General features: G+C 69.2%; 17 protein-coding genes, 1 tRNA gene and 4 pseudogenes. 16 read left to right on the forward strand and 6 right to left on the reverse strand.

Annotation, left to right across the window (positions count from 1 at the left end):
- The first annotated feature begins 511 nt into the window (after positions 1 to 511).
- The 11 genes and pseudogenes from JIAGA_RS30225 (at position 512) to JIAGA_RS0116375 (ending at position 10,737) form a co-directional block, all read left to right on the forward strand.
- A complete protein-coding gene (locus JIAGA_RS30225; RefSeq protein ID WP_051426176.1) occupies positions 512 to 3,775 on the forward strand; it encodes an Rne/Rng family ribonuclease in 3,264 nt (1,087 codons plus the stop codon).
- A gap of 188 nt (positions 3,776 to 3,963) precedes the next feature.
- Positions 3,964 to 4,278, forward strand: coding sequence for a 50S ribosomal protein L21 (gene rplU, locus JIAGA_RS0116330; RefSeq protein WP_026876501.1), 315 nt, complete (start codon positions 3,964 to 3,966; stop codon positions 4,276 to 4,278).
- Between the two features lie 13 nt (positions 4,279 to 4,291).
- Positions 4,292 to 4,552 (forward strand): 50S ribosomal protein L27, encoded by a 261-nt coding sequence (gene rpmA, locus JIAGA_RS0116335; protein ID WP_026876502.1) that lies wholly within the window; start codon positions 4,292 to 4,294, stop codon positions 4,550 to 4,552.
- 146 nt (positions 4,553 to 4,698) lie between these two features.
- Positions 4,699 to 6,039, forward strand: a pseudogene (gene obgE / locus JIAGA_RS30230) (GTPase ObgE); the annotation flags it as partial.
- A gap of 88 nt (positions 6,040 to 6,127) precedes the next feature.
- Positions 6,128 to 7,324 carry a glutamate 5-kinase gene (proB, locus tag JIAGA_RS0116345; protein ID WP_084469727.1) on the forward strand — a complete coding sequence of 399 codons (1,197 nt, stop codon included), beginning with the start codon at positions 6,128 to 6,130 and terminating at the stop codon, positions 7,322 to 7,324.
- A gap of 167 nt (positions 7,325 to 7,491) precedes the next feature.
- Entirely contained in the window at positions 7,492 to 8,733 is a 1,242-nt protein-coding gene (locus JIAGA_RS0116350) for a glutamate-5-semialdehyde dehydrogenase (RefSeq protein WP_026876504.1), read from the forward strand.
- A 17-nt stretch (positions 8,734 to 8,750) separates the two neighbouring features.
- Positions 8,751 to 8,897, forward strand: coding sequence for a hypothetical protein (locus JIAGA_RS34995; protein WP_169738876.1), 147 nt, complete (start codon positions 8,751 to 8,753; stop codon positions 8,895 to 8,897).
- A gap of 19 nt (positions 8,898 to 8,916) precedes the next feature.
- Positions 8,917 to 9,513, forward strand: a complete 597-nt coding sequence (nadD, locus tag JIAGA_RS30235) for a nicotinate-nucleotide adenylyltransferase (protein WP_245597194.1) — start codon at positions 8,917 to 8,919, stop codon at positions 9,511 to 9,513.
- Between the two features lie 41 nt (positions 9,514 to 9,554).
- Positions 9,555 to 9,953 (forward strand): ribosome silencing factor, encoded by a 399-nt coding sequence (gene rsfS, locus JIAGA_RS0116365; protein ID WP_026876505.1) that lies wholly within the window; start codon positions 9,555 to 9,557, stop codon positions 9,951 to 9,953.
- A complete protein-coding gene (locus tag JIAGA_RS0116370) occupies positions 9,950 to 10,585 on the forward strand; it encodes a histidine phosphatase family protein (RefSeq protein WP_026876506.1) in 636 nt (211 codons plus the stop codon). The genes rsfS and JIAGA_RS0116370 overlap by 4 nt, the downstream gene beginning before the upstream one ends.
- 79 nt (positions 10,586 to 10,664) lie before the next feature.
- Positions 10,665 to 10,737, forward strand: a tRNA-Ala gene (locus JIAGA_RS0116375).
- A gap of 13 nt (positions 10,738 to 10,750) precedes the next feature.
- Here the strand turns inward: JIAGA_RS0116375 and JIAGA_RS30240 are convergent.
- Positions 10,751 to 11,530: a hypothetical protein gene (locus JIAGA_RS30240; RefSeq protein ID WP_026876507.1), complete on the reverse strand. Its 780-nt coding sequence runs from the start codon at positions 11,528 to 11,530 to the stop codon at positions 10,751 to 10,753.
- A 16-nt stretch (positions 11,531 to 11,546) separates the two neighbouring features.
- A complete protein-coding gene (locus JIAGA_RS0116385; RefSeq protein WP_051426177.1) occupies positions 11,547 to 11,876 on the reverse strand; it encodes a DUF6112 family protein in 330 nt (109 codons plus the stop codon).
- Positions 11,877 to 12,111: 235 nt separating this feature from the next.
- On the opposite strand from JIAGA_RS0116385, the pseudogene JIAGA_RS30245 reads away from it, so the two are divergent.
- A pseudogene (locus JIAGA_RS30245) lies at positions 12,112 to 12,531 on the forward strand (integrase core domain-containing protein); the annotation flags it as partial.
- On the opposite strand, the gene JIAGA_RS0116395 reads toward JIAGA_RS30245, so the two are convergent.
- Positions 12,528 to 12,965, reverse strand: a complete 438-nt coding sequence (locus JIAGA_RS0116395) for an SRPBCC domain-containing protein (RefSeq protein ID WP_026876509.1) — start codon at positions 12,963 to 12,965, stop codon at positions 12,528 to 12,530. The pseudogene JIAGA_RS30245 and the gene JIAGA_RS0116395 sit on opposite strands and share 4 nt — an antisense overlap.
- Positions 12,966 to 13,027: 62 nt before the next feature.
- Complete coding sequence (locus JIAGA_RS0116400; RefSeq protein WP_026876510.1) at positions 13,028 to 13,363, reverse strand: ArsR/SmtB family transcription factor; 336 nt, start codon at positions 13,361 to 13,363, stop codon at positions 13,028 to 13,030.
- Between the two features lie 91 nt (positions 13,364 to 13,454).
- Here JIAGA_RS0116400 and JIAGA_RS34625 point away from each other — a divergent pair, with 91 nt between their 5' ends.
- Positions 13,455 to 14,075, forward strand: coding sequence for an NsdA family TPR-like regulatory protein (locus tag JIAGA_RS34625; RefSeq protein WP_483790130.1), 621 nt, complete (start codon positions 13,455 to 13,457; stop codon positions 14,073 to 14,075).
- Positions 14,076 to 15,217: 1,142 nt separating this feature from the next.
- Here the strand turns inward: JIAGA_RS34625 and JIAGA_RS30255 are convergent.
- A pseudogene (locus tag JIAGA_RS30255) lies at positions 15,218 to 16,472 on the reverse strand (IS3 family transposase).
- 639 nt (positions 16,473 to 17,111) lie between these two features.
- Between JIAGA_RS30255 and JIAGA_RS35950 the strand changes: the two are divergent.
- The 3 genes and pseudogenes from JIAGA_RS35950 to JIAGA_RS36145 form a co-directional block, all read left to right on the forward strand.
- Positions 17,112 to 17,504, forward strand: coding sequence for a DUF262 domain-containing protein (locus JIAGA_RS35950; RefSeq protein WP_211239695.1), 393 nt, complete (start codon positions 17,112 to 17,114; stop codon positions 17,502 to 17,504).
- Positions 17,462 to 19,114, forward strand: a complete 1,653-nt coding sequence (locus JIAGA_RS35955; protein ID WP_211239696.1) for a DUF262 domain-containing protein — start codon at positions 17,462 to 17,464, stop codon at positions 19,112 to 19,114. Before JIAGA_RS35950 ends, JIAGA_RS35955 begins: the two co-directional genes overlap by 43 nt.
- A 358-nt stretch (positions 19,115 to 19,472) precedes the next feature.
- Positions 19,473 to 19,745, forward strand: a pseudogene (locus JIAGA_RS36145) (hypothetical protein); the annotation flags it as partial.
- Positions 19,746 to 19,761: 16 nt separating this feature from the next.
- Here the strand turns inward: JIAGA_RS36145 and JIAGA_RS35695 are convergent.
- Complete coding sequence (locus tag JIAGA_RS35695) at positions 19,762 to 20,067, reverse strand: hypothetical protein (RefSeq protein WP_245597195.1); 306 nt, start codon at positions 20,065 to 20,067, stop codon at positions 19,762 to 19,764.
- Positions 20,068 to 20,079 lie beyond the last annotated feature (12 nt).

Genomic DNA, 20,079 nt, shown 5'->3' on the forward strand with positions numbered 1-20,079 from the left:
GGACGGCACGGTACGGACGTGATCTCGGGCACAGTCGGCCGCGGTGGCTCCGGCCTGCGTGAACATGCTCCGGAGCGCGCCTCCACGGCGGTGCCCGGGCGGCCGGCGTCACGGCTTTCACGTCAACCTGTGCGATACTCGGTATCGGTCGTGTGGTCAATGCCGCGCGATCCGACGACGTCCACGCCGTCGTCCCGCGCGTGATCCGCTCGACGCCGCAGGCTCGCTCACAGGCGACCCGCTGGCGACGGCGGCCGGTGCGGAGACGGTCGGCACGGCAGGCTGGTGAGAAGGACCAGCCGCGAGGCGCCTGAACATGGGTGCGCCGCCGCGGCAGTCCAGGAGCACGGTCTCCGACGCGAAGGTTCGGTGGACGTCGCCGCAACAGGCTTTCCGCCTGTCGCGGCCACTGCAGGCTGCGACAGGTGGCCGACGTACCGCTCCGACGTGGGCAGCAGCGCGCCGATCACGGCGCGGCGCGCCCCCGCCGGAGCCGACGGGAGTGCACCACATGCAGGAAGACAACACCGGCTCGTCCGGCGATATCGGCTCTAGCGAGAACGCTCCGGCCGGTACCGACACCCCTCAGCCGCGTCGGCGGCGTGCGGCCAGTCGGGCAGCCGGCCCGCCGGTAGGCGCCGACACGCTCGACGGCACCGATACCGCGTCGACCGGCCCCGACGCGTCCAGCGCGACCGGCCCCGACGGGTCCGGCGAGGCCGCCGACGCGCCCGCGCCCGCGAAGCGCCCGGCACGCAAGACGGCGGCCAAGAAGACCACCGCGAAGAAGACTGCCAAGAAGCCGGCGGCTCGCAAGAGCGCCGCGGCGACAGCCCAGGCCGAGATCTCCGAGGTCGACGAGACCGCGGCGGCCACGCCGCCCGCTGTCGAGACCGCCACCGAGCCCGCGGTCGAGCAGCCCACCGGCGACGCCGCCGCGGCTGCCGAGCCAGCCGAGAAGCCGGCGGAGAAGCCGGCCAAGGCGCCGCGCAAGCGTGCCAGCCGGTCCCGTAAGGCCGCTCAGTCCGCCTCCGACCAGCTGTCCGTCGACGCCACCGCGTCCGGTCCCGATGCCGAGGTCGGCACCGCCACCTCAGCCGGCACGGACCCCGCCGCTGACGTGCCGGCCGAGCAGTCCGCTGCTTTCGCTCCGACCGGTGACGAGAGCGCGTTCGTCGAGGAGCGTGCGTCCGCGGGCGTGCTGTTCCAGCCGCCGTCGTTCGACGCCACCCCGCTGTTCGCCGCGCCCGATCCCGAAGCCGCGCAGCCGGTCAAACCCCGTCGCAGCCGCCGTACCGCGGTCGCCGAGGCCGAACCCGAGGTCGAGGAGAAGCAGCCGGACGAGGCCGAGTCGCCCGCCGCGGAATCCGACGAGCCCGACGACGACACCGACGGTGACGGCGATGGCGACGCCACCCGCCGCCGGCGTCGGCGCCGCGGCGGCCGCGGCCGGCGACGCAAGTCCGACGACGGCCCCGACAGCGGCGACGACGCCGAATCCGACTCCGACGAGAGCCAGGACAGCGACGACGACTCCGGTTCCGAGGACGCTCAGGACAGCGACGACGGCGACGAGTCCGGCACCCGCCGACGGCGTCGCCGGCGGCGCCGCCGCAGCGAGGACGGCGAGGACACCCGCCCGGACGACCCGCCGAACACCGTCGTGCGCGTGCGTGAGACCCGCGAGCTGGACGACGAGGTCACCTCGGTCAAGGGCTCGACCCGGCTGGAGGCGAAGAAGCAGCGCCGCCGCGAAGGCCGTGAGGCCGGCCGGCGCCGCCCGCCCATCCTGTCCGAGGCCGAGTTCCTGGCCCGCCGTGAGGCCGTCGACCGTGTGATGGCGGTCCGGCAGTCCGGCGACCTCACCCAGATCGCCGTCCTCGAGGACAGCGTCCTGGTGGAGCACTACGTGAGCCAGGCCTCGCAGCAGTCGCTCATCGGCAACGTCTACCTGGGCCGGGTGCAGAACGTGCTGCCGGCCATGGAGGCTGCGTTCATCGACATCGGCCGCGGCCGCAACGCCGTGCTCTACGCCGGAGAGGTCGACTGGACCGGCCCGGGCAGGAACGACGGCCCCAAGCGCATCGAGGACGTCCTCAAGTCCGGCCAACCGGTGCTGGTGCAGGTCACCAAGGACCCGATCGGCCACAAGGGTGCCCGGCTGACCAGCCAGGTGAGCCTTCCCGGTCGTTACGTCGTCTACGTGCCCGGCGGCTCCATGAACGGCATCAGCCGCAAGCTGCCCGACACCGAACGCACCCGGCTGAAGAAGATCCTCAAGCAGGTCGTCCCCGAGGACGCCGGTGTCATCGTCCGTACCGCCGCCGAGGGCGCATCGGAGGAGGAGCTGACCAACGACGTCGCACGGCTGAAGGCTGAGTGGGAGGCGCTGCAGAAGAAGTCCGCCGGCGGCAATGCCCCGCAGTTGCTGCACGGCGAGCCCGACCTCGCCATCAAGGTCGTCCGCGACCTGTTCAACGAGGACTTCACCAAGCTCGTGGTCTCCGGCGACCGCGTCTGGGACACCATCGACGAGTACGTCACCAGCGTGGCCGGCTCGCTGCGCGACCGCGTCGAGAAGTGGACCGGCCCCGACGACGTCTTCGCCGCCTACCGGATCGACGAGCAGATCGCCAAGGCCATGGACCGCAAGGTCTGGTTGCCCAGCGGCGGCTCGCTGGTCATCGACCGCACCGAGGCGATGACCGTGGTCGACGTCAACACCGGCAAGTTCACCGGCTCCGGGGGCAACCTCGAGGAGACGGTCACCAAGAACAACCTGGAGGCGGCCGAGGAGATCGTGCGTCAGCTGCGGCTGCGCGACATCGGCGGCATCATCGTCATCGACTTCATCGACATGGTGCTCGAGGCCAACCGTGACCTCGTGCTGCGCCGCCTGGTCGAGTGCCTGGGCCGTGACCGCACCAAGCACCAGGTGGCCGAGGTGACGTCGCTAGGGCTGGTGCAGATGACCCGTAAACGCATCGGCACCGGCCTGCTGGAGGCGTTCAGCGAGCCGTGCCCGCACTGCAAGGGCCGTGGCCTGCTCGTGCACACGCACCCGGTCGAGTCCGGGTCCGGCGGCGGGTCCAACGGTTCGTCCGGGTCCGACGACACCCGCGGCGGCCGCTCGGAGCGACGCGGACGCCGGCGCAAGAACGAGCAGCCGCCGGTGGAGAAGCCGGCCGAGCCGCTGACCCCGAAACTCGAGGCGCTGGCCAGCCCCGGCGAGGCGTCGCCGGCCGATCTGATGCCGGTGGCGGCCAACGGGACCTCGGACGAGGGCGACGAGCGGGCTGCCGCGACGCCACCTCCGCCTCCGCCTCCGCCGCAGCCGGCCGAGACGCTGGCCACCGGCCCCGGCGCGGTCGAAGCGGCCGCGACTGGGCAGGCGCCCGCCGGCCAGACTGCGGCAGGCCAGGGTGCGGCCGACGACGCACCGGCCTCGGAACGTCAGCCGGAGAAGAAGCCCCGCCGCAGGTCCAGCCGGCGATCCAGCGGGCCGGCGGCCGAGGCCGCACCGGCCGAACCGCTGACCCCGTCGGCGGGCGAGTCCGCGGCACCGGCCAGGAGCACGGAGAGTCCCGGCAGCGGGGCGGCCGAGATCGCCACCGACGGTGCCGGCGCCGCGACCACCGTCGGCACCGCGTCGGTGTCGTCGGGCGCTGCGAGCGAGCCGGTGTCGTCCGACAGCGAGCCGGCCCGGCCGCGTCGCACCCGGCGCCGCGCCCAGCGACCTGCTGGCAGCCCGGACGAGCCGGTCAGCGTCCCATGATCGTGATCGCGTCCGGGCGGCAACGGCGCCGCCCGGCGCGTGATCAGCACAGGCTCCGGTGAGTTTGACCGGACCAGGCAAGATTCCGTACCCTAGGGCGTCGGCGCATCTTGCGCCTATACCCGCACGCCTCGCGACTTTCGCGGGAGCATGCGCGCCCGAAGCCCGAGTGAGAGAGTGAGTCCGCGGTGTACGCGATCGTCCGCAGCGGCGGCAACCAGAGGAAGGTCTCCGTCGGAGACGTCATCGACGTCGACCAGCTCAACAACGCCGAGGTCGGCGCCACCATCACGCTGCCGGCGGTCCTCCTCGTCGACGGTGAGACCGTGACGTCCGACGCCAAGGCGCTGGCCGGGGTGAGCGTGACGGCTGAGATCGTCGGCGCCACCAAGGGCCCGAAGATCCACATTCTTCGGTACAAGAACAAGACCGGGTACCGCCGGCGCCAGGGGCACCGGCAGAAGTACACCCAGGTCAAGGTCACCGGCATCGAGACGAAGTAGGCAGGAACCACTCATGGCTCACAAGAAGGGCGCCTCGTCCAGCAAGAACGGGCGCGACTCCAACGCGCAGCGGCTCGGCGTGAAGCGCTTCGGCGGCCAGCTGGTCAACTCCGGCGAGATCATCGTCCGCCAGCGCGGGACCCACTTCCACCCGGGCGAGAACGTCGGCCGGGGCAAGGACGACACCCTGTTCGCCACCTCCGCCGGTTCGGTCGAGTTCGGCGTCAAGCGTGGCCGCAAGGTCGTCAACATCGTCGTGCCGGCGGGGGAGTGATCCCCGCTCCGCGCGAGCAACACGTGTGAACGCAGAAGGGCGGGCCGGTCACCTCGACCGGCCCGCCCTTTTCTCCGTCTCGAACCACTCCGTGATCCACTCGTGATCGACGCCATGATCGAACCAGAGGAGGTGCAGTGATGGCGATTCCCAGCTTCGTCGACCGCGTCGTGCTGCATCTCGCGGCCGGTTCCGGCGGCCATGGTTGCGTGTCGGTTCACCGCGAGAAGTTCAAGCCGCTCGGCGGCCCGGACGGCGGCAACGGCGGCCGCGGCGGCGACATCGTGCTCGTCGTCGACCCCAACACCACCACGCTGCTCGACTACCACCGCTCGCCGCACCGCAAGGCCAAGAACGGCGCGCCCGGCGAGGGCAGCAACCGTTCGGGTGCCGACGGCGACGACGTCGTCCTCCCGGTCCCCGACGGCACGGTCGTCAGCACCCGGGGCGGCGAGGTACTTGTCGATCTCGTCGGCGCGGGCACCCGCTTCGTGGTCGCCAAGGGCGGCAACGGCGGGCTGGGCAACGCCGCGCTGGCCTCGAAGCGCCGCCGGGCGCCGGGGTTCGCGCTGCTGGGCGAGCCCGGGGACACCCTCGATGTCGTCCTGGAGCTGAAGAGCGTCGCGGACGTGGGCCTGGTCGGCTTCCCCAGCGCCGGCAAATCCAGCCTGATCGCCGCCATCTCCGCGGCCCGGCCGAAGATCGCCGACTACCCGTTCACGACGCTCACGCCGAACCTCGGCGTCGTCGAGGCCGGCGACATCCGGTACACCGTCGCCGACGTGCCGGGCCTGATCGAGGGCGCCAGCGAGGGCCGTGGGCTCGGGCACGAGTTCCTGCGCCACGTCGAACGCTGCAAGGCGCTGGTGCACGTCGTCGACGGCGCCACCATGGAGCCCGGCCGCGACCCGCTCAGCGACATCGACGTCATCGAGGCCGAGCTCGAGAAGCACGGCGGCCTGGACGACCGGCCGCGGATGGTCGCGCTGAACAAGATCGACGTGCCGGACGCGCGCGACCTGGTCGACCTGGTCCGGGCCGATATCGAGGCGCGCGGCTGGCGGGTCTTCCCGGTGTCCGCGGCGTCCCACGAGGGCCTGCGCGAGCTCACGTTCGCGATGGGTGAGCTGGTCGGTGCCGCCCGGGCTGCTGCGCCGCCGCCGGAGGCCACCCGGCTGGTGCTGCGGCCGACCGCCGTCGACGACTCCGGCTTCACCGTCACCAACGAGGGCGAACGGTTCCGGGTGCGGGGCGTCAAGCCTGAGCGGTGGATCCACCAGACCGACTTCACCAACGACGAGGCGGTGGGGTACCTCGCGGACCGGCTGGCCCGGCTCGGGGTCGAGGACGCGCTGATCGAGGCCGGTGCGCAGCCCGGTGACGAAGTGGTCATCGGCGGCGAGGACGCGGTGGTGTTCGACTGGGAGCCCAGTGTTCACGCCGGCTCCGAGCTGCTCGGCCCGCGTGGCTCTGATCCCCGCCTCCAGTGACCAGCCAGTGACCCCCAAATGATCACGTCCGGCATGGGTCCTCCCGCTACCCCAGGAATGCTTGCCTGGTGAAGCGGGTGCACCCATGGAGGACGTGATCATTCCCAACCGACGAGGGGAGGACGACGTGGCCGACGACGGTGCCCGAACGCGTTCGGCGGTGGCGACCGCTCCGCGCGTCGTCGTCAAGGTGGGGTCGTCCTCGCTCACGACGGCACACGGCGGCCTCGACGACGGCCGGGTCGCGGCTCTGGTGGACGCGCTGGCGAAGGCCCGGGCGGCCGGACGCGAGGTCGTGCTGGTGTCGTCCGGGGCGATCGCGGCGGGTCTGGCGCCGCTGGGATTGCCGCGCCGCCCGCGTGACCTGGCCCGTCAGCAGGCCGCCGCCAGTGTCGGCCAGGGCCTGTTGATGGCCAACTACACCGCCGCGTTCGCCGCGCACGGGCTGCGCGTGGGCCAGGTCCTGCTCACCGTCGACGACGTCACCCGCCGCTCGCACTACCGCAACGCCTACCGGACGCTGCACCAGCTGCTCGCGCTCGGCGTGGTCCCGATCGTGAACGAGAACGACACGGTCGCCACGCACGAGATCCGCTTCGGCGACAACGACCGGCTCGCGGCCCTCGTCGCCCAGTTGGTGCACGCGGACCTGCTGGTGCTGCTCTCCGACGTCGACGGGCTGTACGACGGCAATCCGCACCGGCCGGAGACCAGCCGTATCTCCGACGTCCACGACCTCGCCGATCTCGCCGGCGTCGATGTCGGCTCGGCCGGCAAGTCCGGTCTGGGCAGCGGCGGCATGGTGACCAAGGTCGAGGCGGCCACCATCGCCACCGGCTCCGGTGCCGACGTCGTGCTGGCCGCGGCGCCGCAGGTGTCGGCCGTCTTGGACGGCGACCCCGTCGGGACCTGGTTCCATCGCCGCGCGTCCCGCCGCGCCACCCGGCTGTTGTGGCTGGAGCACGCCACGGACGGCCGCGGCAGCCTCACCCTCGATGCCGGCGCGGTGCGCGCCGTCGTCGAGCGGGGCGCATCATTGTTGCCCGCCGGTATCACGGCCGTCGACGGTACGTTCACGGCCGGCGACCCCGTCGACCTGCTCGACGAGCACGGGCACGCGGTGGCGCGCGGGCTGGTGAACTACGACGCGGCCGAGCTGCCGAGTCTGCTGGGCCGCTCGACGAAGGACCTGGCTCGCGAGCTCGGCCCGGAATACGAGCGGGAGGTCGTGCACCGCGACGACCTCGTGCTGCTCGGACGGGCGACGACCCGCCGGCCCTGACCGTGGCTGGGTCCGTCCCGCCCCACCCTGGGCGTTGATCTTGGAGTCGTTCGGCGAACTCGGCGCGAAATGTCCGATTGATACCAGAACAGGTTCAAGATCAACCGAGGGTGGGGGAATGGCTGGCGGCGGCGAGGACCAACGGGACCGGAACTAGACTGAGCAGCGTGAGTATCGCCGACCTGGGCCACCGTGCCCGCACCGCTGCCGCTGACCTGGCCGTGCGCATCCGCGCCGAGAAGGACGCCGCGTTGCACGCGATGGCTGACGCGCTGGAGGCGAACGCCGACTCCATCGTCGAGCGCAACGCCGCCGACGTCGACCGTGCCCGTGCGGTCGGCACCAGCGACGCCATCGTCGACCGGCTGCGCCTCGACGCCACGCGCATCGCGGGCATGGCAGACGGGCTGCGCCAGGTGGCCGGGCTGCCCGACCCGGTCGGCGAGGTCGTGCGGGGCTACACGCTGCCCAACGGGCTGCAGGTCACCCAGCGGCGGGTACCCATGGGCGTCGTCGGCATCATCTACGAGGCCCGGCCCAACGTCACCGCCGACGCCGCCGGCCTGGCGCTGAAGAGCGGCAACGCCGTGCTCCTCAAGGGCTCGTCGAGCGCCGCGACCTCGAACGAGGCCATCGTCGACGTGCTGGCCGCCGCCGTCGCGAGCGCCGGGCTCCCGGCCGACGCCATCCAGTTGGTGCCGGGCGGCCACGACGAAGCCAAACAGCTCATGCGCGCCCGCGGCCTGGTCGACGTGCTCATCCCGCGCGGCGGCGCCGGGCTCATCCGCAGCGTGGTCGAGGAGTCCACCGTTCCGGTCATCGAGACCGGCGTCGGCAACTGCCACGTCTACGTCGACGCCGACGCCGACCTCGAGAAGGCACTGGCCATCGTGCTTAACGCCAAGGTCCAGCGGCCGAGCGTCTGTAACGCCGCCGAGACGCTGTTGGTGCACGCCGACGTCGCCGACACGTTCCTGCCGCAGGTGCTGGCCGCGCTGCGGGCCGAGGGCGTCACCGTCCACGGCGACGATCGGGTGCGTGCCCACGACGACGCCGTCGTTGCGGCCACCGACGACGACTGGTCCGCGGAGTACCTCTCGCTCGACCTCGCGGTCGCCGTCGTCGACACCCTCGACGACGCGGTGGCGCACATCCGGCGCTGGGGGAGCGGTCACACCGAGGCGATCGTCACCCGGTCGCTGGCAGCCTCGCAGCGGTTCGCGGCCACCACCGACTCCGCCGCGGTCATGGTCAACGCGTCCACCCGGTTCACCGACGGCGAGCAGTTCGGTTTCGGCGCCGAGATCGGCATCTCCACCCAGAAGCTGCACGCCCGCGGTCCCATGGGCCTGCCGGAACTCACTACGACGACGTACGTCGTCACCGGTGACGGACACGTCCGCGACTGACGGTAGGCTGTCGGCCCATGAAGACCCTGGTGCTGATGGCCGAAGAGGCCCACTCCGAATCCGAAGGCTTCCCCGCCGTCGGCTGGGGCATCTCCGCGTTCGCCATTCTGGTGGTGCTGCTCCTCGTCGTGCTGGCGTTCGGCAGGGGCCGGCCGCACGCCTGAGCGCGGCACAGGCATCACGGTGAGCAACCGCACCCGGATCGGGGTCATGGGCGGCACGTTCGACCCGATCCACCACGGTCACCTGGTCGCGGCCAGTGAGGTCCAGCACTGGTTCGGCCTCGACGAGGTCGTCTTCGTCCCGACCGGTCAGCCGTGGCAGAAGACCGACCGGCAGGTCACCCCGGCCGAAGACCGTTACCTGATGACGGTCATCGCCACCGCGTCGAACCCGGTGTTCTCAGTGAGCCGGGTCGACATCGACCGCGGTGGCCCCACGTACACCGTCGACACCCTGCGCGACCTGCGAACGCAGCGCGGCGAAGACGTCGAGCTGTACTTCATCACCGGCGCGGACGCCCTGGGGCAGATCCTGTCCTGGCGCGACCACGACGAGCTGTTCCAGTGGGCGCACTTCGTCGGCTGCACCCGGCCCGGGCACGACCTGTCCGCCGTCGGACTGCCGGAGGACAAAGTCACCCTGGTCGAGGTTCCGGCCCTGGCCATCTCCTCCAGCGAGTGCCGGCACCGGGTCACCGCCGGCGAGCCGATCTGGTACCTCGTGCCGGACGGAATCGTCCAGTACATCAACAAGCGCGGCCTCTACGTCGGAACGTGAGACGCTAGGACCGTCAGACCACAGGAGAGAGGGACGCCGGCTTGACCGCAACCGATCGCGCGACCCAGCTCACGATCGCGGCTGCCGAGGCCGCGGCCGACAAGCTGGCCGACGACATCGTCGCCTTCGACGTGTCCGACCAACTCGCCATCACCGACGTGTTCCTGGTCTGCTCGGCCTCCAACGACCGGCAGGTCCGCTCCATCGTCGACGCGGTGGAGGAACGGCTGCGCGACCTCGAGGCCAAGCCGGTCCGCCGCGAGGGCGAGCGCGAAGGACGCTGGGTGCTGCTCGACTACGTCGACATCGTGGTACACGTCCAGCATGCCGAGGACCGCGTCTTCTACGCCCTGGAGCGGCTGTGGAAGGACTGCCCGGTGATCGAGCTGCCCGAGGATGTGAATGTCGGACGGGCTGGCCGCTCAGGTGACGAGGAGTGAGCCGGCGCGTCGTCCTGTGGCGACACGGCCGGACGGAGTGGAACGCGGCTGGGCGCTTCCAGGGCCAGACCGACGTCGACCTCGACGACCTCGGCCGGCAACAGGCCCGGGAGGCCGCCGCCCGGCTGGCGGCACTGGCGCCGAACCTGCTGATCTCGTCGGACCTACGCCGCGCCCAGGACACCACCGCGGCGCTGGCCGAGCTGGTCGGGCTGGAGGTACGGCTCGACCAGCGGCTTCGTGAGACGTACGCCGGCGAGTGGCAGGGCTGCACGACCGCAGAGATCGCGGCGCGCTGGCCCGACGAGTACAAGGGCTGGCGCGGCGGCGACCCGCTGCTGCGCGTCGGCGGTGGGGAGAGCCGGCAGGAGGTGGCCGAGCGGATCCTCGCCGCCATCACCGACGCCACGGCCCGGCTGCCCGAGAACGGCCTGGCGGTCCTGACCACACATGGCGGCGCGGCACGACTGGGCATCGCGGCGGCGATCGGCATGCCGCTGCACCGGTTCACCAACATGGGCGGACTGTCGAACTGCTCGTGGTCCATGCTCCGCGAGGGCGACGACGGCTGGATCCTGGTCGAGCACAACGCCGGGACGCTGCCGACCCCCGTGGTGATCGAAGAGGGCTGAAACCGGGCTGAGCTGCAGGTCCGGGGCCGATTATGAGCTTCCGGGTCCGGTCGGCTAAGCTAGCGGAGCCGTCGAGCACGGGGCTGTGGCGCAGCTGGTAGCGCACCTCCATGGCATGGAGGGGGTCAGGGGTTCGAGTCCCCTCAGCTCCACTGAAACACCAGGTCAGAGGCCATGACCGGAATCCTTTTCATAGGAGGGCGGAGTGGCAACTCGACACAAGTTCGACACTTCATGCTCGTTGCCAGGGTTCTTCGGGCCGTCTGGGCCGGGCTTGGCAGGTCTCGCGCACGTGGCTGTCATGGACCTCGAAATGGGTGCCGAGACTGACGGCGAAGCCGAGGCGGTAGGTGCGCCGCGTGATCCCCTTGGGCCGGTGGTGTCGCTGGCTGAGCTGGCCGATCGGCTGGGTGTCACTATCCCGCCCAGGATGAGAACGATGATCGCGCCGACCCCGGGGGTGGCGAAGGTGATCGCGGTCAGGCCGAGTGCGAGCGCGGCGATTCGATCGCCCATCTGCTCCATCGTCGTTCCGGTGGGCTCGACGATCCCGATGCAGAGCTGGTCGACGATTTCCAGCAATGTTGCCGTCGATGTCACGACGAGGAACGACCCGAGCACCGATTTGGCCAACCCCGGGACCGGGTGCTGCAGGGCGTCGGCGTCACGACGGATGAGCCCGGTGCCGAGTTGGAGGAAGGAGAACACCAGCATCACGACGATCGCGATCCCGAACACGATGTTGTAGACCGCGATGTACTGCTCGGGCGTGAGGTCCACCAGCGTCGTGGTGTCGAAGACCGCCCACACGTTCTCGAACATCATCGCGGCGGCATGGCCGGCAGCGGAGGCGAGCCACTCGAACGGCGCGGCCACCATGACGCCGGCGACGTCACCGCCAAGATTGCAGACCTCGGCGATGACCGGCACGTCGCAGATACTCATCGCCGACCTCGCACTCTCACGAGATGCCCTGGCCGACGTCCCAGAAGAAGTTCACCAGCGTCACCGCGGCGCCACACAGCACCGCGGCGCCGCAGGCGACCAGCACGCCGGACTTCCCCCGCCCCGCCAGGTGCGGGTTCGACGAGTTCGCGCCGAACCCCCACACCACCGTCGCGATGATCAACGCCAGCACGGACAGGACGAGACCGAACGTCATCCCCGCACCCACGACGTCGCGCAGCGACACGATGCCCGGCAGGCCGTCGTCATTCGGCGCAATATCGATCGCCCGGTTAGAGGTCTGGAAAGGTGGGGCGTACCGGGGCCCGGTCAGTTGAACCTGCATACCCCGCAGGTATGCCAGTAGGACCCTGGCTCACCAGTTGCACTCGTTCGGCGTGCGGTGACAGCGACGACGGACGCGCGAGGCGTGGCTACCGACCGGTGCGGCGGATCCGGCTCGCTCGTATCCACCTCTACGCAATCGAGACCTGAGCAGGAGGCCCTCTGCGAAGAGGGCGACCCGCCAACCTGTGATCAGTTGGAATCCGACAAACGTATGTGCGGGGGAGCAGTGGCGGGGCGGATGGCGCTTCGTCGGTGTCCAGCAGGGCTACCGCAACTCCGCCGCGACCGCCGTCGGGGTCCTCTACCGAGCGGTGGCCTGGTTCGCCGAACGCGGCGTCACCATCGAACGCGTGCTGTCCGACAACGGCTACGCCTACAAGTCGTTCCTGTGGCGCGACGCCTGCGAAGAGCTCGGCATCACGATTAAGAAGACCCGGCCCTACCGGCCACAGACCAACGGGAAGATCGAGAGATCTCACCGCGCCCTGTCCGACGGCTGGGCCTACAAGAAGCTCTACCGCTCAGAGGACGCCCGCCGCGCAGCACTGGCAGGGTGGCTCCACCAGTACAACCACCACCACCGGCCCCACTCAGTCCTCGGTGGCCTTCCACCCATCACCCGGTTGGACAACCTGGTCGGAAATCACACCTAAGCGGCATCGCGGGTGAGGTAGGTTTCGATGCGGTCGAACGCACCCGGCAAGCCGGTCGTGGCCCAGAAGTCACGGAACTCGGCCGTAGGAAAGCCCGTCTGCACGACGGTCATGAGCGTGCCGTCGCCGTCGGCCTCGAAGGTGACCTCGACGCGTGTCGTCATAGAGCCGCCCGACGGATCGGAGCCCGTGGAGTTCGACACGAGTCGGCGCGGCGGTTCGACGACCTCCCAGATCTGCACCTCGGAGAAGAGTTGGTCGGCGTTCGGACCCCACTTCGCGGTCTGTGTTCCGCCGACGCGCAGGTCGTTCTCGATCTCGACGACACCGGGCTCCTCATCGAGGATCGAGAACCAGATCTTCTGTTTGTCGGCATCGGTGTAGGTGTCGAAGACGACCGCGGGGGTGGCGGGCAGGTAGCGGGTGAGCCGCATGCCGTACGTGCCATCGGGGGCATCGAACAGGTCAGTGGTCGCCGTGCGAGCGGTGTGCTCGGTCATGACTGAGTTCCCTTCTGAAGTGTGAGATAGGCGTCGAGCCCGTCGAGGCGACGTTGCCAGAGCCGCCGGTAGAACGCGATCCAGGCCATGGCGTCGTCCAATCCTTCGTCGCCCAGTCGCACCTGGCGGGTGCGACCGACCTTCGCGGTCGCGACGAGACCGGCCGCCTCGAGCGCCGCGACATGCTTCTGCATGCCTGTGATGGTGATGCCGAACGGCTCCGCGAGCTCGCTCAGCGAGGCCGGCCCCTCACCGAGCCGTGCGAGCACGGACCGGCGCGTGGGATCGGCGAGTGCTGAGAAGGCCTGATTGAGGCGCTCTTGCTGAACCATGTGGTTGAGCGTACCACGTTGAACCGAACGGTGCAGTATTGAAATCCTGGATGTGGGCCTATTTCGGGCGCTGCAGTTGGGGGCAGCATCGGTGGACAGCGATCGCTATCGGAGGGCGACGCCACGAGAGCGCGCGCTGCTCGGTGTCGTCCACGCCCGGGCGCTGGCTATCGCTGGACGAGACGCCGACGCGGCAGCGGCGCTGAACCGAGCTGAGGCCGATCTCGCCGCAGCTGCGCCCGGCGGCGACGAACCGGCCCGAGTGTTCTTCTTCGCCGAAGCAAGCCTCGCCCACGAGACGGCCCGCACGCTGCGCGATCTCGGCGATCTCGCCGGGGCAGAACGGCATTTCGTCCGAAGCGTCCGCACGCGTCGCGCCGCCACCTTTACCCGCACGCACGCGGTCACGCTTAGTTACCTGGGATCGGTGCGGTTCCGGCAAGGAGGCATCGACGGAGTATGCGAGTCGTGGTCGGTGGCGTTGGGCGCGATGGACGGCGTTCGGTCCGGCCGGACGCGACAGATCGTCCTCGACATGCGATCGGCTCTGGCTCCGTACCGTCGCAGGCCGGGTGGTGCGCCGTCGTTGGTGGGTGGCTCGGGGAGTTGGTCGAGGATCCGCAGTGCGGTGGTCCGTACTCGTCCACCGGTCATGCGGACCACGTCGGCCGGTTCGGTGTCAGGCACTGTTGATGACCAGGACGCGATGTAGGGAACGGTGTATCCGCTGGTGTCCATGCCGTGGCTGGAGCCGATCATCATCGCGACGGATTCGGCTTCGACCTCGGCGATACCGCGATGCAGGGAATGGCCTTCGTCCGTGTCAGCGTGCATGAGCGCGCCAAACGCGACGCCGTTGAGACCGGCCTGGCTGTGGCCGAGCACGAGGTCGCCCGGAAGGCCGGGGCGGACTACGAGCTGACACTGCACCAGGCCGCCGTGCTCATCCAGCTCGACGACGACCCCGACGCGGTGAAGGAGCTGCGGAAGGTCGCCAAGAAGAAACCAGCCGCCTTCGACCACGAAGCGCAACGCCTGATCGGTGCCAAGGCCACGCGCGATGAGATCGCCAAGACCCGCGCCGAGTACGAGGCCAACGGCGTCACAGTGGTGGACTGGCCCGCCTGGAACGACCCGGACACGGCGTTCTTGCGCGATCTCCGCACCGGCGACGGCGAACCGTTGACCGAAGAGAACTACGCAGGCAAGCCCGGACACGCCGTCGCGGTAGGAGAGTCATGGCGTGGCGTTGCTGTCGAGCACGTCGTCGTGAACTGGAAACTGCACGGCCTACGCAAGCTCACCGGCACCGGGTCGACGGCGGGCCGGAAGCTGACCGAGGAGGAGAAGGCCACCCGGCGCGAGGTCATCACCAACAACAAGGCGTGGGACTCTGCCGAGAAGGGCCGCCGGACCTGGCTGACCAATCTGCTGAGCCGCAAGCGGCTGCCCGCCGACGCCCTGGCGTTCGCCGCGACCGTCCTTGCGTCGCGCAGCCACGAAGTCGGGCGAGCGGTCCAGAGCAGGCACCGGATAGCCCGCCTCCTGCTCGGCCTGGACCAGACGGTCGGGGACGACCCGCTGGCTGGCCTGATTGAGAAGACCCCAAACAAGGCCGAGAACGTCACCTTCGCGCTTGCCCTCGGCGCGCTCGAGGGCGCCACCCATCGGCATACCTGGCGCAACCCCACCGAGGCCGCACGCGCCTACTTCCAGCAGCTCTCGAACTGGGGCTACAACCTCGCCGAGGTCGAACAGTTCGTGACCGCCACCGACACAAGGACTGATAGCGCCGACGACGCCGCACGTGACTCTGAACCGCCCCGGGGTTTCCGGAGGCTCCGGTGTGTGTCTCTACCGGGTCGGGGCGAGACGGTTTCGTGCAGCGTAGTGAGCTTCCTCGGCTTCGATAGGTGTGAGGTCGTCGATGGATTCGTGGGGCCGTTCGGTGTTGAACCGTCGACCCAGTTCAGGGTTCCAGTTCGACGTGTTCGACGTCGCGCCAGGGACCGTCGGGGCGGATCAGTTCGGCCTTGTAGACGCCGATCTGTGACTCCGCGAGGGCGTTGTCGTAGGTGTCGCCCACCGAACCCACCGACGGGTCGACGCCGGCCTCGATGAGCCGCTGGGTGAACGCGAACGAGGTGCGCTGGCTGCCCGCATCGGTGTGGTGGACCAGCCCGGTCAGGTCCTCGATGCCCTGCTGACGGCGTGACCAGATCGCGTGCTCGAGGGTATCGAGGACGAGTTCGGTGGTCATGTTGGTAGCCGCCCGCCAACCCACGATCCGGCGGGAGTAGACGTCGAAGACGAATGCCACGTAGACCGTGCCGGACCAGGTCGCGACGTAGGTGAAGTCAGCGACCCACAGCTGGTTCGGGGCGGTTGCGGCGAAGTCCCGGTCGACCCGGTCCTGCGGCCGCGGGTCATTCGCCGCAGGGATGGCGGTCCGAACCCGCTTACCGCGCAGTGCTCCGCTCCAGCCTTCGGCGGCCATCAGCCGTTCCACCGTGCACCGAGCCACGTCGTGACCGTTGCGGCGTAGGTGGAGCCACATCTTGCGGGCACCGAATCGCTGCCGCAGCTTCTTAGTCGCCCGGGCGGTACGGATCAGCTCGACGACCTCGGCGTCCCACAGCGCACGCTTCGACAGCTCGCGGTCGCGGGCCTCGTAGTAGGTGCTCGGGGCGATCTTGATCCCGTGCTCACTCAGCACGCGACAGATCGGCTCGACCCCGAGCCGGCGGCCCTCGACGACACGCTCGCGGTGCTCGTCGATGAACGCGATCAGTACCGACGTGGGCGGTCGAGCTCCGCCGCGAAGAAAGCCGACGCACTCTTGAGGATCTCGTTCGCCCGACGCAGCTCGGCGACCTCCTTCCTCAGCTCCGGATCTCAGCAATCTCCTCGCTGGTCTTCTCCGGCCTGGCGCCACCATCGATCTCAGCGCGCCGCACCCATTTGCGCAAAGTCTCCGACGACCCGATGCCCAACTTCGCGGCGATCGACCGGATCGCCTCGAACTCGCTCGGATAGTCGCCCTTGGACTCCACCACCAACCGAACAGCGCGCTCGCGCAGCTCACGGGGTACTTCGAGGGACGTGCCATGCATCCTCCAACTAATGAAGTCTCCCGACATCCCGGGGCGGTGCAAACAGCGCGCAGACACCTTGGTGCAGACCGCCCTCACGGACGGCGAGGCGTGGATACAACGCTGCGGACACCCACCCGCCGACCCCGCCCGGCAGGACCGCTGGCGTGCCGCCGCGCGAGTCGTCGCCGCCTACCGCGAACTCCACAGCATCACCGCCACTGACCCGCTCGGCCCCATGCCATCCACCGACCGGCAACGCATCGACTACCAGCGCGCCCTGCGCGCAGTCCGTGCCACACGGGCGCTGACTTCCGTCCGGGACGCCGCGCTATTGGCGCCAGAGGCGACCGGGCACCAATTGACTGGTCGCTAGCGGTGATCCGTGAGTCCGGCAGCGTGAACGTCTGGCCGGTCCCGAATCGCCTCTTCGTTAGGCTCGTCAACCATGACCCCGGCGTTGAACCTGCTGGGAAGTTCGGCGTGGACCATCTCACGCCCACGTGCCCGCACCTGCGCCACGAGTCATCAGCGGGCGGCTGGAACTACGGCGCATGTGCTGGTGAAGGTTCTGTCCTGGCCGTGCGCTATCGTTCAGCGACCCAATCAGGGGTAAAGCGAGTTCCACGTCCTTACAGCGGCGGGGTGCTAGACCTATGAAGCCTGACACGCATACCGTTCAGCAGTTGTTTGAGCGAGATGTGCGCTATGTCGTCCCCTTGTACCAGCGTCCGTACGTCTGGGACGAGGGCGACCAGTGGGCGCCGCTGTGGGACGACATCACCGCGCTCCTTGAGCACCAGGGCGACACCGTCTCCGGTGTGCAGACGCACTTCCTCGGTGCGATCGTGCTCGAGCAGGAAAAGACCAGCCCCGGCCAGATCCCGCAGTTCACCGTCATCGACGGCCAGCAACGACTGACCACGCTCCAGATCCTGCTCGCAGCCTCAGCCAACGTTATGCATAGGGCCGGCGCGCCGATGACGCCGACCTGCTGCGCGACCTCGTGTTCAACAACCCGCGCAAGGCAAAGGGCACAGACCGGCTGAAGGTCTGGCCGACCAACGCTAACCGAGCCGCCTTCGCCACCGTCTTGAATCCTGATGGGCTACCGCCCGACCACGTCGACGATCCCGGGAACCGAATCGACGAGGCGTTCGGGTACTTCTCTCAGCAGGTAGAGCTGTATCTCGACGAACTCGACTCCGACGAGATCGCCGAGACACGCGACGTGCTGGCCGGCGTCGACCAGGACCAGCTGCCACAAACTGTGAAGTTGCGGCGAGCCGAGCGCCTGCGGATCACACTCAGTGACCTGCTGAAGGTCGTGTCGATCACGCTCGAGACCGACGACAACGCCCAGGTCATCTTCGAGACCCTCAACGCCCGCGGTACGCCGCTGCTGGCCCTAGACCTGGTGAAGAACGCTGTCTTCCACGAGGCCGCGCAGCAGCGCACAGACACCGACGCCTTATACGACCAGGTGTGGCGACCCGAGCTCGATGACGAGTACTGGCGCGTGAAACGTCGGCAGGGTCGACTTAACCGGCCCACGGGTGAGTTGTTCCTCATGCACTGGCTCACCATGCGGCTGGAGCACATCATCCCGGCGACCGAACTGTTCGCCACGTTCCGCCAGAGCGTCCTCAGACCGGCAACAGATCCAGCAGCCCTTGTGCACGAACTGACTGCCGACGCGGCCGTCATGCGCTCGTTCGACAACCCGCGCCCAGGGACACCGGAGGCAGAGTTCTTCCGGCGCATGGTGCCACTGGATGCGGGGACGGTGATGCCGATCGTGCTCTTGTTGTTCCGCTCGCCAGAGGTAACCGTGGAGCGGCGCCGTCGCGCGCTGCGGATCCTGGAGAGCTGGCTGGCTCGCCGCGCCTTGATGCGGTTGACCGCCAAGAACTATAACCGGCTCGTTCCGCGGCTAATCGCAACGATGAAGGCAGACCTGCAGCGCGCCGACGAGGCACTCTTCGCCGCGTTGTCTGGCGGTGAGGGCGAGATCAGCCGGTGGCCCGACGATGACGAGTTCTTTGACTTCCTCATCGCCCGGGAGGTCTACGGGACCGTCGCAAAGCCGCGCATCGTGATGGCGCTCGCCGCTGTCGAGGCCAGCCTCTACACGAGCAAGACCGACGTCCTGGACATCCCTGTGGACCGGCTCTCCATTGAGCACTTGATGCCGCAGGAGTGGGAAGAGCATTGGCCCATCACCGGGCCAGACGGCAAGCCGCTCGAAGGCGAGGCTCAGGACAAGGCGACCGAGCAGCGTAGAGCGAGACTGCACAGACTCGGCAACCTCACGATCGTCACCCAACCGCTCAATTCCGCGCTCTCCAACGCCGCGTGGCTCACGAAGCGGACCGCGCTCAACCGGAGTAGTCGCCTCCTACTGAACGCGCGCCTAGCTGAGCGCGACCGCTGGGACGAAGCATCGACGATCAGAACGCCAAGTGGCTCGCGGCCCAACTCCTCAGGATCTGGCCTGGCCCTTCGGCGTCGACCTGGAATCTCTGAGGCGCGCCGCTACCTGGCAGGTGTGCACCCAGTTGCGTCACGCTGGGCGCGGACGTACTCATCAAGATCGTGTTCGTACGCCACGAGGCGCCGAAAGCTGAACGGATCCCGGCGTGGCGACGCGACCGTCTGAATGGGCATGCGAAGGGCTCGTCCGAGTACTTCCGCCGAGGGAGTCACGGTGCGCTGACCCGGATGTGGCTTGATAGACGTCGATGGGCTTCACCCAGACGCCTTGGCCGGCGAGGCGGCCGCCGGAGTCGTCGCGGACGTAGACGTGGGTGGTGTCCCATCGGGTGGCCGTACCGGCAAGCCATACTTCGCCGGCGACGCCGTGCTCGTCGCCCCACACGATGCGGACTCTGACCCGTCGTGGTGTCGGCTGGACTGTGAAGTCGCGCGGGTTGTCGGGCCAGTGCGTGTTGAGCACGTCGCGCCACTGTTGCACGTGCGGAGGCTGCGAGCGGCCACCCATGGCCCTAGAGTGGAACATGGGTTCGATTCGGAGGCTTGATGTGGCTGGTTGGGACGGCAACGGCGACGTGCCGTGGGCCGAGTTCGAGCGGGCGCTGACCTGGGGGAGTGGGTGCCGCAGCGACGGCGCGAAGCTCCCACCTCGACGACGACCGGATCCATCGGCGCCGCTGTCTCGACGCGAGCCGCCGGCGGCGCCTCGGGCCGAACTGCACTGCCATTCCGCCTACAACTTCCTGGACGGTGCGTCGGGGCCGCACGCGCTGGTGGCCGAGGCTGTGGCGCAGGGGATCGAGACCGTGGCTGTTACGGACCATGACGGCATGCATGGGGTGGTGCGGTTCCTGGTAGAGAGCGGCCTTCTCCTCGTCTGTCGCGTCTCTGAGTGCGGACGCCAGCCCTCCGACGTAGTCCGATCAGCTGTTCCACTTCGTCGGCGGCGATGGCCTGCCGTGCGGTCAGCCTGGTGAGTTCACCCCTGAGCATGTCGCCCTCGTGCGTCCGTGTCGACAACTGCTGGAGCAGCACCTCGGGTGCGGCGTTGGCGCCTTCGATCGCCGCGACGAGGTTCGTGATCTTGCCCTCGAGGACGGCGAGCTTCTCACGCAGCACCTCGGCTCGTGC

Origin of the sequence: Jiangella gansuensis DSM 44835 (assembly GCF_000515395.1) — a bacterium.
Lineage (GTDB): Bacteria > Actinomycetota > Actinomycetes > Jiangellales > Jiangellaceae > Jiangella > Jiangella gansuensis.